Annotated in this window: 17 protein-coding genes; 10 read left to right on the forward strand and 7 right to left on the reverse strand. The window is 42.9% G+C overall.

What is annotated here, in order from left to right:
- The first annotated feature begins 5 nt into the window (after positions 1–5).
- From cheW to QS795_RS06170, 7 genes are all read left to right on the forward strand, one after another.
- The gene (gene cheW, locus QS795_RS06140) at positions 6–503 is read left to right on the forward strand and encodes a chemotaxis protein CheW (RefSeq protein WP_006662059.1); all 498 of its coding nucleotides are present in this window, start codon (positions 6–8) and stop codon (positions 501–503) included.
- Positions 504–623: 120 nt separating this feature from the next.
- Positions 624–2309, forward strand: a complete 1686-nt coding sequence (locus tag QS795_RS06145; RefSeq protein WP_286269284.1) for a methyl-accepting chemotaxis protein — start codon at positions 624–626, stop codon at positions 2307–2309.
- Positions 2310–2421: 112 nt separating this feature from the next.
- Entirely contained in the window at positions 2422–3987 is a 1566-nt protein-coding gene (locus tag QS795_RS06150; protein ID WP_286269285.1) for a methyl-accepting chemotaxis protein, read from the forward strand.
- Between the two features lie 158 nt (positions 3988–4145).
- Positions 4146–4985 (forward strand): CheR family methyltransferase, encoded by an 840-nt coding sequence (locus tag QS795_RS06155; protein WP_154604179.1) that lies wholly within the window; start codon positions 4146–4148, stop codon positions 4983–4985.
- Positions 4982–6049, forward strand: a complete 1068-nt coding sequence (locus QS795_RS06160) for a protein-glutamate methylesterase/protein-glutamine glutaminase (RefSeq protein WP_154604178.1) — start codon at positions 4982–4984, stop codon at positions 6047–6049. The genes QS795_RS06155 and QS795_RS06160 overlap by 4 nt, the downstream gene beginning before the upstream one ends.
- 42 nt (positions 6050–6091) lie before the next feature.
- Positions 6092–6484, forward strand: coding sequence for a chemotaxis response regulator CheY (gene cheY / locus QS795_RS06165; RefSeq protein ID WP_036951481.1), 393 nt, complete (start codon positions 6092–6094; stop codon positions 6482–6484).
- A 24-nt stretch (positions 6485–6508) separates the two neighbouring features.
- Complete coding sequence (locus QS795_RS06170; RefSeq protein WP_154604177.1) at positions 6509–7153, forward strand: protein phosphatase CheZ; 645 nt, start codon at positions 6509–6511, stop codon at positions 7151–7153.
- A 117-nt stretch (positions 7154–7270) separates the two neighbouring features.
- Here the strand turns inward: QS795_RS06170 and QS795_RS06175 are convergent, their stop codons facing one another.
- The 5 genes from QS795_RS06175 to yajD form a co-directional block, all read right to left on the reverse strand.
- The gene (locus QS795_RS06175; protein WP_318627064.1) at positions 7271–7579 is read right to left on the reverse strand and encodes a CcdB family protein; all 309 of its coding nucleotides are present in this window, start codon (positions 7577–7579) and stop codon (positions 7271–7273) included.
- On the reverse strand, positions 7579–7815 hold the full coding sequence (locus tag QS795_RS06180) for a type II toxin-antitoxin system CcdA family antitoxin (RefSeq protein ID WP_286269290.1): 237 nt from the start codon (positions 7813–7815) through the stop codon (positions 7579–7581). The genes QS795_RS06175 and QS795_RS06180 overlap by 1 nt, the downstream gene beginning before the upstream one ends.
- A 143-nt stretch (positions 7816–7958) precedes the next feature.
- The gene (locus QS795_RS06185) at positions 7959–8459 is read right to left on the reverse strand and encodes a GNAT family N-acetyltransferase (protein ID WP_286269543.1); all 501 of its coding nucleotides are present in this window, start codon (positions 8457–8459) and stop codon (positions 7959–7961) included.
- 21 nt (positions 8460–8480) lie between these two features.
- Positions 8481–8753 (reverse strand): type II toxin-antitoxin system TacA family antitoxin, encoded by a 273-nt coding sequence (locus QS795_RS06190; protein ID WP_286269292.1) that lies wholly within the window; start codon positions 8751–8753, stop codon positions 8481–8483.
- Positions 8754–9199: 446 nt separating this feature from the next.
- Positions 9200–9547 carry an HNH nuclease YajD gene (gene yajD, locus QS795_RS06195; protein WP_006657500.1) on the reverse strand — a complete coding sequence of 116 codons (348 nt, stop codon included), beginning with the start codon at positions 9545–9547 and terminating at the stop codon, positions 9200–9202.
- Positions 9548–9831: 284 nt separating this feature from the next.
- Here yajD and flhB point away from each other — a divergent pair, with 284 nt between their 5' ends.
- From flhB to QS795_RS06210, 3 genes are all read left to right on the forward strand, one after another.
- A complete protein-coding gene (gene flhB, locus QS795_RS06200) occupies positions 9832–10983 on the forward strand; it encodes a flagellar biosynthesis protein FlhB (RefSeq protein WP_286269295.1) in 1152 nt (383 codons plus the stop codon).
- Positions 10976–13072, forward strand: a complete 2097-nt coding sequence (flhA, locus tag QS795_RS06205; RefSeq protein WP_154604172.1) for a flagellar biosynthesis protein FlhA — start codon at positions 10976–10978, stop codon at positions 13070–13072. The genes flhB and flhA overlap by 8 nt, the downstream gene beginning before the upstream one ends.
- 248 nt (positions 13073–13320) lie before the next feature.
- A complete protein-coding gene (locus QS795_RS06210; protein ID WP_154604171.1) occupies positions 13321–13476 on the forward strand; it encodes a hypothetical protein in 156 nt (51 codons plus the stop codon).
- Positions 13477–13512: 36 nt separating this feature from the next.
- Here QS795_RS06210 and QS795_RS06215 read toward each other — a convergent pair whose 3' ends face one another.
- Positions 13513–13953, reverse strand: coding sequence for a flagella synthesis protein FlgN (locus QS795_RS06215; protein ID WP_154604170.1), 441 nt, complete (start codon positions 13951–13953; stop codon positions 13513–13515).
- An 11-nt stretch (positions 13954–13964) separates the two neighbouring features.
- Positions 13965–14267 carry a flagellar biosynthesis anti-sigma factor FlgM gene (gene flgM, locus QS795_RS06220; RefSeq protein WP_154604169.1) on the reverse strand — a complete coding sequence of 101 codons (303 nt, stop codon included), beginning with the start codon at positions 14265–14267 and terminating at the stop codon, positions 13965–13967.
- Positions 14268–14395: the final 128 nt, after the last annotated feature.

The following is a 14395-nucleotide window of genomic DNA, read 5'->3' on the forward strand; positions in this document are numbered from 1 at the left end:
ATACCATGTCTATGTTAGATGACGATTTAAACAAGCTTGAAGAAGAAAAGAATGGCGAAGGCTACCTCATTTTTACGCTTGGTGAAGAAGAGTACGGAATCGAAATTTTAAAAGTGCAGGAAATTCGTGGTTATGAGCAAGTGACTCGTATCGCGAACACCCCTGACTTTATTAAAGGCGTCACCAACTTGCGTGGCGTCATTATTCCGATCATCGATCTGCGCATTAAGTTTTCCCATGAAAATGTGGTTTACAACGACAACACCGTTGTCATCGTTGTGAACTTAAAAGACCGTGTTGTGGGAATTGTGGTTGATGGTGTTTCTGATGTGCTAGTGCTGCATGAAGAACAAATTGCACCGCCGCCAGATTTCGCGGTGACATTATCCACTCAGTATCTGACCGGGTTAGGAACGGTAGGCGAACGTATGTTGATTCTGGTTGATATTGAAAAATTATTGACCAGTGAAGAGATGGCGTTAATCGACAATATCGCGGAATAACGTGTCATTAGATGCGTTAAATACGCTGATAATTTGCTCAAAAATGGTAAGCGTATGACTAAAGTTTTTGAGCAACTGTCCGATATCCAAACTACAACAACACTATGTTAGTAAAACACCATGTACAGTCGAATTAAAATCGTATCAGGACTTTTGTCCGTTATTTTTGTATTTATTTTATTGCAGCTGGTATCAAGTGGTTTGATGTTTACCAAACTCGGCGATAACAGCGACAGTATTAATTATTTGAATTCTCTCCAACGCCAAAGACTCGTTCTGACTCAAAGCTGGGTTAACTTATTGCAAGCTCGTTCTGACTTAAACCGTTCTATTAACGCGTATTTATTAGAAGAGTTAAGCATTAAAGATGATGCCTCTGCTGCGGATCTTATTGCTTCAGCAAAAGGTAAATTTAAAGCTGCCGATGAAGCGTATGACAGCTACAGAAAGTTGATGGCAAACGCAGAGGTGGATAAGGGGTTATTTGATAACTTACTGAAATCCTATGAGGATTACCGTACTGCATTAACCAAACTGTCAGAATATGCAGAGAAAGGGGACTTAAACGGTTTCTATGCGCATAGAACGTCAGGACTACAAGCCAAATTTGAAGAGCAATTTGGTCTCTATTTTGCTGAAATTTCTTCAGATTTTGAAAATGAAGTCGTGAATGCAGAATCCAATTACCGCCAAGCTCTGTATTTGCTGGTTATTTTATCGGTACTGTTAGCAGTGATCAGCGTGATTAGCTATCGCTATGTGCGTAAAGGGATCACTGAGCCATTAAATACGCTGATCGAGCGCATTAAAGTGTTCGCTTCAGGGGATTTAACACCAAAAATTGATACTTCAGCGAACAATGAAATTGGTGAACTTGCGCGTGGTGCTCAGCACATGCAACAAGAGCTGATCAATACGGTTCGTGGTGTACTGGATGGTAGTGAAACTATCTATCAAGGTACCACTGAAATCGCAGCGGATAACAATGACTTATCTTCACGTACTGAGCAGCAAGTGGCTTGCTTAGAAGAGACGTCTGCTAGCATGAGTGAGCTGACAGCAACCGTTAAGCAAAACACTGAATATGCTCATCAAGCCAGTGAGTTTGCAAGCCAAGCTTCTGTTATTGCAAAAGAAGGCGGCAAAGTGGTGTCTAACGTGGTTCATACCATGCGTAACATCGCCGATAGCTCACAAAAAATCTCTGATATTACCGCGGTTATCGACAGCATTGCTTTCCAAACCAATATTCTTGCACTGAACGCTGCCGTTGAAGCTGCGCGTGCAGGTGAACATGGTCGTGGATTTGCGGTGGTTGCCGATGAAGTTCGTAGCCTTGCTCAACGCAGTGCAGATGCAGCAAAAGAGATTAAAGGCTTGATTGAAGACTCTGTTTCTAGAACAGACGTCGGGGCTCGCCAAGCAGAAGATGCTGGTGAAACAATGACAAAAATTGTCGACTCAGTCACACGTGTTACTGACATCATGACGCACATCGCAACCGCGTCTGATGAACAGAGCAAAGGTATTGCTCAAGTGAGTATTGCCGTGGAAGAGATGGACAAAGTGACTCAGCAAAATGCCTCACTCGTTGAGCAATCCACTGTTGCTGCAAATGTACTGGAAGAGCAAGTCGCTAAGCTTTCTCAGTTGATCTCCATTTTCCGTTTACCGGCAATGGATCAAGCAAAAGTACGCAACGCACAACCTGCACCAAGAACAGTATCTAATATTGTTAAAACACCAGATTTATCTAAAATCGCATCGAAAAATCATAAAGATGACGATAACTGGGAAACCTTTTAAGGGTAAATCTGTTCGAGCGCTGTGAGAGTTTCTCTCGCAGCGCTTTTATATGTTTAAGCTCGATAATTAAAAAAGGGCCAAACTTTTGGCTGGCATAAGTAGGGGATTAAATATGTTAGGAAAGAATATCCGAATTTCAGTGAGTTTATACTTACTCCTGATTTTATTTTGTGGCATGCAGTTAACCTCAAGCGGCGTCTCTGTCGGTATCGTTAACAGCGAATTAAAAGCGCTAGAAAGAATCGATATGGGTTCTAAAAAACGCGCATTACTGGAAGAGACCAGTAAAAACTTAATGCAGGCGCGTAATAGCCTGACCCAAATTGCCTTACTGATGAAAGTGGGCGACCACGTCCCATTAATCGAAGAAACCCGTATTGTTTTCGATAACTACTTAGTTTCAGCTAACAAATCGTATAACGAATTCAAAACTCAGCCAGTGCTAAGCGAAAAAGAAAACTTAGCGGCATTGGAAGAGAAATTTAATGCCTTCGTCGTCACGTTAAATGCATTGAAAGGCAATCTTGATAACAACGATGTTGCGGCTTATATCAATCTGCCAGCACAACAAAACCAAGATGAATTAATCAGTGTTATTAATAACTACCTTTCTGTTTTAAACGACGAAAGCAACGCTTCTATTGCGGATGCAAGATTTTATAACCAATTTGCATGGGGCTCATTCTTCACCGTTATTATCATTATTTTCGGTGTGATTGCCGTTGTACACCTATGGTTAAAACGCAAGGTCATTTCACCATTAAACAGCATGAGTGAGCACTTTATGCACGTTGCGGAAGGGAAACTAAATCAGAATATTGAAATTAACTTCCGTGATGAAATCGGTGATGTATTCGAAAAATTAAAAGTCATGCAGCAGTCACTGGCAAAAACCGTCACCTCTATTCGTTCTAATACAGACCAAATGTATACGGGTATTCGTGAGATTGCTTTAGGGAATAATAATTTATCATCAAGAACAGAACAGCAGGCTGCCTCGTTAGAAGAGACTGCGGCGAGCATGGAAGAATTAACGGCGACGGTGAAACAAAACGCGGATAACGCCCGTCAAGCTAGCGAACTCGCTGTAACTGCATCGCGTACGGCGACCAAAGGCGGTGAAATCACGGAAGGAGTGATTGACACCATGACCGCAATTTCGAACAGCTCTCAGAAAATTAGCGCCATTATCAGTGTTATTGATGGCATCGCTTTCCAGACCAATATTCTTGCATTGAATGCAGCAGTAGAAGCGGCGCGTGCGGGTGAACAAGGTCGTGGATTCTCGGTAGTTGCAGGTGAAGTTCGCGCATTAGCGCAGCGAAGCGCTGAAGCGGCGAAAGAGATTAAAGGCTTGATTGACGAGTCGGTTGGACGCGTCAACCAAGGTTCTCAGTTGGTGAATGAAGCAGGTCAAACTATGAATGAATTGGTTGCCGCCGTTAATCAGGTGACCGAATTGATGGGCAACATTGCGTCTGCATCGAATGAACAGAGCCGAGGTATTGAGCAAGTCGCGATTGCGGTAACCCAAATGGATTCTGTTACACAACAAAACGCCGCATTAGTAGAGCAATCAACGAGTGCAACAGCGGCACTTGAAGACCAAGCCAATAATCTGGTCGAGACAGTGGAATTTTTCGAATTACCAGAACAATCCACCCGAGTTAGACGGTAATGGGGATCCACGCAATAGCGTGAATAATGAAGTCTCAATCTAGATAACGTGAGTTAAGGTGAGACGGTTAGCTAGACAATTCACAAGTTAGATGATGATAGTTAGGCAGCCACTTTCGGCTGCCTCGCCGGTTTTTATTGAATAGGACGACAAGTACGATGCTATTAGTACCACAGATAGAACCTTTGACTGATGACGAGTTTGGTCGGGTTTGTCGATTTATTCATAAAAAGTCTGGAATAGTCCTTACGATGAATAAGAAAAATATGGTCTATAACCGCTTATTGAAGCGTTTACGTGACTGTAATATCGACAATTTTTCTGACTACTTACGAATGTTAGAACGTGAACCGTTGAATGCGGAATGGCAAGCATTTATCAATGCACTAACCACAAACTTAACGGCATTCTTTCGAGAGCCTCACCACTTTGCGACATTGACGGATTTTTTAAAAAGCCGTCGAAATAGCAATATCAATATTTGGTGTTCGGCCTCTTCGACAGGGGAAGAACCTTATTCTATCGCCATGACAGTGAGTGATGTTCTGGGAGCCAACGCCATCAATGCCAAGGTCGTTGCCAGCGATATTGACACGGAAGTATTAGAGAAAGCGAAGCAAGGGATCTATCGAATCGAAGAGCTCAAAACCCTGACAGCATTGCAGCGGCAGCGCTATTTCATGAAAGGGGTGGGTGAATACGAAGGGTTTGCTCGCGTAAAACCCGCACTTAGCAACATGATTGAGTTTCGTTACTTAAACCTGACGGAAGGCGATTGGCAATTACAACATCGCTTCGATGCGATTTTTTGTCGTAACGTCATGATTTATTTTGACAAGGAAATGCAGATAAAACTGCTAGAGCGCTTTGCGCCACTGCTCAAGCCGGATGGCTTATTGTTTATTGGTCACTCTGAAAATATTTCGCAACTGACAAAACAGTTCGTGATCAATGGGCAGACTGTCTACAGCTTAGCGTCGGCGAGGAGAGGACAATGAAAAAAATAAAAGTATTGTGCGTCGATGACTCTGCACTAATGCGCCAATTGATGCGTGAAATTATCAACAGTCACTCTGATATGGAAGTGGTCGACACGGCGCCAGATCCGTATGTTGCTCGGGATTTGATTAAGCAACTGGAGCCAGATGTTATCACCCTCGATGTTGAAATGCCGAGAATGGATGGCATTGATTTTTTAGAAAAATTGATGCGGCTACATCCAATTCCGGTGGTCATGGTATCCACATTAACCTCTAAAGGTTCTGAAGTGACATTAAAGGCTTTAGAGCTGGGTGCCGTGGATTTTGTGACAAAACCACAGATTGGTATTCGCGAAACCATGATGAGTTATCGCGATATGATCGGTGAAAAAATTCGCGCAGCGGCGATGTCTAAAATGTCGCAGCGTAACCGTTTTGCTCGCACAGAGAAAAAAGCAGCTGAACCAACAACTCTTGCTAAACCGCTGACGCCATACGTGTGCAACAACCGCGTGATAGCAGTGGGCGCATCAACCGGTGGAACAGAAGCAATCCGTCAATTTTTAGAGATGCTGCCTAGAGAGTGCCCTCCTGTGGTGATCACTCAGCATATGCCTGCAGGCTTCACCCGCTCTTTTGCTGAACGCTTAAATAAACTGTGTGCACTCACAGTTAAAGAGGCAGAGCACAACGAAGTTTTACAAAAAGGCTGCGCGTATATTGCACCAGGTGATTCACATATGCTGATTGCCGATAAAGGCAAAGGCTACCAAGTGGTGTTGGAGCAGAGCGAGCCGGTTAACCGCCATCGTCCTTCCGTTGATGTGCTATTTGACTCAGTCGCTAAGCATGTCGGACGTAAATGTATTGGTATTTTGTTGACGGGGATGGGAATGGATGGTGCCAAAGGCCTACTCAACCTGCGTCAACAAGGGGCTTTCACTTACGCTCAAAACGAAAGCAGCTGCGTAGTATTTGGTATGCCGCGTGCCGCAATCGAAATGAATGCGGCAGATGAAGTGCTGGATCTACTGAAAATTGCCCCTAGCGTATTAACAAAACTTTCTACTGTCACCGTTTAGTGGTGACAGTTTATTTATCATTGTATTTTTGAAGGAGTGGTTATGGCCGCTAAAGATCTGAGCTTTCTGGTTGTCGATGACTTTTCTACTATGCGTCGCATCGTCCGTAACTTATTAAAAGAACTTGGTTTTAACAAAATTGAAGAAGCGGAAGATGGCGTTGATGCCCTCGAGAAAATCCGTGCTGGGAATATTGATTTTGTGGTTGCAGACTGGAATATGCCAAACATGGATGGCTTAGAGTTACTTAAAACCATTCGTGGTGATGATGCACTAAAACATATCCCCGTCTTAATGGTGACCGCAGAAGCGAAGAAAGAAAACATCATTGCGGCAGCACAAGCCGGCGCAAGCGGCTATGTTGTGAAACCGTTTACCGCCGCTATCCTCGAAGAAAAATTAAATAAAGTATTTGAAAAAATGGGGCTGCAATAATCGCGGGCGGTAAAGGAGACAGTGATGATTGAACAAGTAGCAATGAATGGCAGCCGTAGTGGCACTGGCAACGAAGATCTAAAACACGTCATTACACGCATTGGAACTCTGATGAGAACCTTACGTGAAAGTATGCGTGAGTTGGGTCTTGAGAAAAGTGTTCAGCAGGCAGTAGCAAGTATTCCAGACGGTAAAGATCGCCTGCGTTATATTGCCCAAATGACAGCCCAAGCGGCAGAAAAAACACTCAACGGCATTGATGTTATCAAGCCGCTGCAAGTGGAAATGAACAAAAATGCGATTGCGTTGCAGCAACAGTGGGAAGAGGCGGCATCCGGTGAAGTCTCCGAAGCGTTACGCGGCTCCACTCAAGCATTTTTGGGACAAGTTATCCAAGATAGCGAAGTGACTAAAGCTGAATTACTAGAAATCATGATGGCGCAAGACTTCCAAGACTTAACGGGTCAAGTCGTCAAAAAAATGATGGAAGTGGTTGAAGAAGCAGAGAAACAGCTATTAGCGTTGCTGATGGAAAATACGCCACCAGAAATGCGAGTGAAGACTCAAAGTGAAAGCTTGCTCAATGGTCCTCAGATTAATAAAGAAGGTGTGAATGTGATGGCATCACAGTCACAGGTAGATGATCTGTTAGATGAGTTAGGTTTCTAATTCGTTCGCTCCTTCATGATAGTTTGAGCTATAGCGTTATTGGCTGCGTTTGCCTTGTTGCTATGGCTCAAATTATTTAAGGCAGTTGTGCATCATTATTTTATTAGCGATTTTTAATCAAAACCCATCGACCAGTAGGTCTATCGCACTTTTGATTTTATCTCTTTGGTACTCAATGCAAATAATCTCTTTTCCTAGCATGGATTTAGAGATGGCAGACATCAAATGAGTCATAAGTACAAAGGGTTGCTCTTCAATATCAATAATTGGGTTAAGTCGAAGCGGCAGGGCAGCTTGCAGATGACGTGTATCAAATAAAGGAATGATAAGGCGTGTTGTTAGGTCATCAATAATGTCACTTTGTACATCCAAAAGATAAGGATAGTTGGTTAGCTCTTTTTTAGCTTGATAGACACAATATTGCATTAAAGCTGCTTATATTCCTCTGAAAAAATTCCATATTCTTCACTGATCCTATTGAGTTCCTGAAAACCATCTTGGTTATCCGCTTTCCATTTTAACGTCTCAAGTTTTTTGAGTTCAGCCAGTAAAGCATTGGATAACACGAGGGAGAAATTCAAATTGGCTTTTCTCGCTTGTTCATAAAGTTCAGGGGAGACTGTCACACTCACCGTCTTTTTCATTTTATTGGCTACCGTCATCGCAACTCCTTTTTGATATATATGCTAAATTTACTGATGTATCTGAATACACGTGCTCGAACACGGGTAAATGTAGCATGTATTTTGAGCGGGGAATCAATTTACCTCCATTTATTGAAAAATTCAGACACTCTGTTCTCTTTTTACATATCAAAAAGCGCTTCAATGGACTTTATTGGATAAAAAAAGCTATCAGCGTTATCTCCTGTTAATTGGATAAAACCGAGTCCGAGATAAAATTGTTTGGCTTTATCATTTAAGGCCTCGACAAATAGGCCGTAAATACCTACTGCATGCGATGCTTGATAGACAATTCTCATTGCATGAACAACGAGTAACTCACCATAACCTTGTCGTTGAATACTTTTATCAATGGCCAAACGACCGAGCGTGACACTGGGCGCATTTTCGTAAGGTACTGCTATTTGCCGCTGGCGACTTGGTAAAGTTCTTTTTTCAAAACTACTCCCTGATAAGGTGTAGTAGCCCATTACACGCGGCTTTTCTTCTTTGGTTAACAGCATGTACCCACGTAAAATTTGGTTTTTATGCTGCCGTTTTAAATGTTCGGTGAGAAACGTATTCATATAGGGTTCACCGCAATCAAAATGTGTTAAATCATAGTCGATTTCCTCTGAATACATCACGATTTTAAAGTCCTTCACTTATTCCTCCGTGTCTTGTAGACGTTTAGCAGCCTGCTTCAAGCGGCTGTTTACAGCTGGTGGGTTATTGATAGCATTTTGAACTAAATTCCATGAGTTCTCGTTTAGAATAAGGCGTCGATGGTGATTAACAATTTCACTGGCTCGTTCTGATGCAATATTAATCATGAACTGAGATATAGACAGGTTGGTAATTGCTGCAGCTTCTTCAATCAAGTTTTTGTCCTCTTCATTAAGTCTTAAGTCGATTCGTTTGGTTTTGGGGGCCAACATGGTATTTCTCCTAGCCTAAATAGCGGTCAGTTTTTCATGTTCAAACGTTCAATAACCCTTTACTGGGTTATCATTCCATCACATCCGTATTGTACGGTTTTGTACCGTACTTGAATGATAAATGTACACTGAGGTAAGTTCAACTAGATTTTGAACACCAAACTAAAAGAAATACGCAATGTGGTTTTATACATGGTTAGCTTTGTTCACAGGTAGTTTTATATAGAGCCACAAACAGATCGAATGTGTTTATTTGGGTTTGCGAAGCGCTTCGCAGAGGGTATGCAATAAGCTGCAATTGCTGATGAATGGAGGGATAGCGTGCCGAAAAATGAAATTATAATGCTGGAATAGAGAGACGAAGGCTGGAAAGGCAAGGCTAACAGTCGGAAGAAACGCAGGCTTGAATAGCATTTCAAACCTGCGAGAACAAAATGCGGATGCGATTATTTCTTTTTATTTAACATCGCTTTTAAATCTGCAAACGGGTTATAAGTGGCTTCACCCACATCTTTTTGTGCATCTTCACCGGCAACCACATTCGTTCCATACTGGTCGGCTTCTGTATACTTAGAATGTTCATGGTCATGGCAGAAGAGACATAATAATTCCCAGTTACTACCATCTTCAGGGTTATTGGTATGATCATGATCGATATGATGAACGGTTAATTCTCTCAGATTCGAATAAACGAATTCCCGCGTGCAGCGCCCGCATATCCATGGATAAATTTTAAGTGCTTTTTCACGGTAACCACTTTCTAAGCGAGCATAGTTTTTAGGGATCAAAGCCATAACGAATATCACCTGTTATAAATAGAGCGTTTTACATTGATGTTATCAATATACCCCATTTTACAGCACGGGTATTATAGGAAGTGATTTTTTAGCTCATCCTTTTTGACTTTTTCTCTTGTTACCTTTTATTTGCCTCTTTGCGAAGCGCTTCGCAAAGTTGTTGCCATATTGCTCAATAGCCAAAAAACCCCTGCGAAGTACGTCTATTTTCCACCATTGATTTTTTTACACTCTGTCATGCTATAGCGACTATGCGTATAGGCTAATTTTTTGGAAGTCACGTGTCCGACGAAAGTGATGTAGAAAAAACAGAAGAACCCACGCCCCATAAAAAGCAGAAAGCGAAAGATGATGGGCAAATTGTTCGCTCCAAAGAATTAAGCTCCCTCATGATGATGCTGGCTGGAGTCAGTTTGCTGTGGCTAAGTGGCGGGCATTTGGCAAACCAGCTACGACAAATCATGCGCCAAGGATTTATCTTTGACGGGCATTACCTGCAAAACACCGGGTTAATGCTCAGTTATTTGGGGAGAGTGGTTAGTGAGGCGCTATTTGCTCTATTTCCAATTATCGGAGGGTTAGCGCTGGTGGGGATCTCTGCATCGTCACTGGTAGGTGGGCTGTTATTTAATAGCAAATTGATTAAGTTTGATTTGAAAAAATTAAACCTAATCAAAGGATTAAAACGAATTTTCTCCATGAATGCCTTATCTGAATTGTTTAAGGCGATATTAAAATCACTGTTTGTGGGGTTAGGAGCATCCATTTTCCTCTGGCAAAGTTGGCCATCATTACTCCATTTGGTGATGGAATCGCCGACAACGGCATTGGCGAATGCACTCGAGAAGGTAATTTTTGCGGGTTATTTAATTGTCTTTCTATTAATCCCGATGGTGGCATTTGATGTGTTTTATCAATTTCGCTCTCACTTGAAAAAGTTACGGATGAGCCGCCAAGAAATTAAAGACGAATTTAAGCAACAAGAGGGCGATCCTCACATTAAAGCCAAAATTCGTCAGCAACAACGAGCGATTGCACGTAACCGAATGATGGCAGATGTACCCAGTGCGGATGTGATTGTCACCAACCCGACTCACTACGCTGTCGCCCTAAAATATGACGATAAAAAAATGGGAGCGCCGAAAGTCTTGGCAAAAGGCGCGGGGGTGATTGCCCAACGTATTAAAGAAATTGGTGCAGAGCACCGTATTTTACAACTTGAAGCTCCACCGCTCGCGCGTGCGTTATATCGCCATGCGGAGATTGGACAAAGTATCCCTGTTGCGCTGTATGCAGCTGTAGCAGAAGTTTTAGCATGGGTTTACCAATTACGCCGCTGGCGTCGTGAAGGTGGCCTGAAACCAAAGAAACCGAAAAATTTACCAGTGCCACCGACGCTGGATTTTGCTGGAGATAACAATCGCGATGGCTAATTTGGCTGCACTTTTAAAATTGCCGAAAAACTTACAAGGAACTCAGTGGCAAATCCTCGCTGGACCCGTGCTGATATTACTGATTCTGTCGATGATGGTTTTACCATTACCGGCATTCCTGCTGGATTTACTGTTCACCTTTAACATCGCGCTGTCCATTATGGTGTTGTTAGTGGCGATGTTCACCAAACGAACACTCGACTTCGCAGCATTCCCGACTATTTTGCTGTTCGCAACCTTATTGCGTCTATCGTTGAATATCGCTTCAACGCGTATCATTTTGTTGGATGGTCATACTGGGCCTGATGCAGCTGGGCGAGTTGTCGAAGCTTTTGGTCATTTCTTGGTTGGCGGTAACTTTGCCATTGGTATCGTCGTTTTCATTATCTTGGTTCTGATTAACTTTATGGTTATCACCAAGGGTGCGGGGCGTATTGCTGAAGTGGGAGCTCGCTTTGTACTTGATGGTATGCCAGGTAAGCAAATGGCTATCGATGCCGATTTAAACGCCGGTATCATTAATGATGATGAAGCGAAAAAACGCAGAGCAGAAGTTACCCAAGAAGCTGATTTTTACGGTTCAATGGACGGTGCGAGTAAATTCGTCCGTGGTGATGCCGTCGCCGGAATTATGATCATGGTGATAAACGTCATCGGTGGTCTGATTATCGGTGTGGGTCAGCACCATATGACACTCGGTGATGCAACGAGCGCTTATACCTTATTAACCATCGGTGATGGACTAGTCGCCCAAATTCCAGCATTGATTATCTCGACAGCAGCGGGTGTTATCGTCACTCGCGTTGCAACCGATGAAGATGTTGGTGAGCAGATGGTCACTCAACTGTTTAATAACCCACGCGTGATGTGGCTCAGTGCTGGGGTATTAGGGTTGATTGGTCTTATTCCAGGAATGCCTAACTTTGTTTTCCTACTATTCACCGCCGCACTCGCTGCATTAGGGTGGTATCTGGTCAAACGTGCTCGCAACCCAGAAAAAGCGATGGATGATAGCCAAGCGCAGCATTTCCAAGAGGCCAATAAAGTGGTCGAAGCCACATGGGATGATGTGCAACTAGAAGATTTACTGGCAATGGAAGTCGGTTATCGCTTAATTCCGCTGGTGGATAATGACCAACAAGGGGAGCTGTTGGGTCGACTTCGTGGGCTACGTAAGAAATTTGCTCAGGAAGTTGGCTACTTACCTCCGGTGGTGCATATTTGCGACAACCTAGAGTTATCCCCGTGTGAATATCGCATTCTTATTAAAGGGGCTGAGGTGGGGCGTGGAGAAGCTCAACCAGGACGCAATTTAGCGATTGACCCGGGCAATGCGGCGGGAACCTTACAAGGGGATAAGACTAAAGAGCCTGCATTTGGTCTACCTGCTGTATGGATTGACGATGACTTGCGCGAACAAGCTCAAATTCAAGGTTATACCGTTGTTTCCGCAAGTACCGCGGTAGCAACGCACTTCAATCAAATCTTACTGCAATACTCGAGCACGCTTTTTGGTCGTCAAGAAGCCCAAATGCTGTATGACCGCGTGAAAAAAGAGATGCCAAAACTGGCGGATGACCTGATCCCAGACACCATTTCTCTGACCATCTTGCACCGTGTTTTACAAAACCTACTCATGGAAGATGTGGTGATCCGCGACATGCGCACCATTATTGAAACGCTGGCTGAAATGGCGGGTGAAAATGGTGAACAAAAAGATACCGATTACCTCACTTCTCAGGTGCGTATTGCTCTAGGACGTGCCATTACCCAGCAATGGTTTGGTAGTGCTGAAGAGATTCAAGTGATTGGGTTGGATGCGAAGTTGGAGCAAATCCTGCTACAAGCTGCGAAGAATGGTGGTGGCTTAGAGCCAAATTTAGCCCAGTTTATTCAAACTCAAGCTGAAGAGGCGGTGGGGCATCAAGAAGCCATGGGCGCACCAACGGTGCTGTTAGTGAATCATGCACTGAGACTGATTTTATCCCGCTTCCTGCGTCGTAGCTTGCCGCAGTTAGTGGTGATGTCCAATTTAGAAATGACAGATCACCGTAAGATTAGAATGACATCGATGATCAGCGGGTCATAAACAGTCGATTGATTTCAAATTAACAAAACACAAATAAGTATCACAATAGGCAGTGTAGTGAGATGAGCGTCATAACTCCTCACTCACGGCCTATTTTTTTGCGCGTTAGTTCTATACAAGAGCACCGTTAAGGTCTTTACGGACTTTAAATCGAACGGCATCCAGTCTCACTGGCATGAGCCAAAAGACGCTAGATGTTAATCATTAAAGTGCATCGATATCTTATACATAATCATGGTGGAAATAACATGGCAGACACATTGAAGGAATTATTGGAATTTGCTAAAGGACTAGAAAAAGTCGGGGTTACAGATGGAGAGGTTGTGAAGCGTATTGAGGCGAGAAGAAAAGCAAGAAAGGCTAAATTTAATAAACAAAAAGACTCTGATCATTTAACCAGATAAAAATAGGGGGCGAGGAAAATAGGTTTAGTCAGAAATCTAAATTGAAATTTTCTTTCCTAACGCTGGGCGTTTAGATTCTAAGCCATCAGCACCGTAAGTTGACTGATTATTATGCTTTTTCACAAAATTTAGACGTTGTGCATTCAGCTCAATATGCAGTTGAAGCATTTGGTGATTACGATAATTTAAATCTTTTAGCTGAGCCGTCAGGTCTTTAATTGTATTCCAAGTGTGGCTAAGCGCTGGGTTACCTTCATACGGTGCAACGATTTTTGCTTGCTCTTCCAATTGTAAACGGTGGTTCTCGCCATGACTGATAGCGGCAACTAAAAAACGCTTTTGCTCCGTCGTTTCCTGAAATGGAGAAGGTGGCACACGATGGTAACCCAGTAATAACTCTTCATTTTTCATCACAATTTCCAGTGACTGCAAATGACCAAGCTGCTGTTCTAATAGGAGTAATAATTCGTCGTTCATAGTCGTTCAGTTTATTTCATAGAAAGCATGCATTCATGGGCATCACGTAAAATGCCATCAGCGATTTTACCTGCATCCATGGTTAACGTACCGTCTTTGATGGCTTGTTTGATTTTTTCAACTTTAGCGACATCAATATCAGAAGCTTGAGGCTGAAGTAATTTCTTTTGTAACTCACTCGGTGCAAAAGTGCTTTCTTTAACAGCTTCATTAGCGGAGACTTTTTTCTCACGAACTAACGCTGCGGTTTCTTGTGGATCGCGAGTGGTTACCTGAGTCAAGGCAGAGATTGCAGATGTTTGCTCAATAGCCATAGTATTTTTCCTGTTCGCGATATTTTTGATATAGAAGGTTATCGGCAGATATTAGTGAACCTTTAATATTCGGTTAGTTTTCAAATTACTAGTGAGATAAGTAATTTCACTTAAATCGCGATGTAAAT

Source organism: Providencia zhijiangensis, from assembly GCF_030315915.2.
GTDB classification, from domain to species: Bacteria; Pseudomonadota; Gammaproteobacteria; order Enterobacterales; family Enterobacteriaceae; genus Providencia; species Providencia zhijiangensis.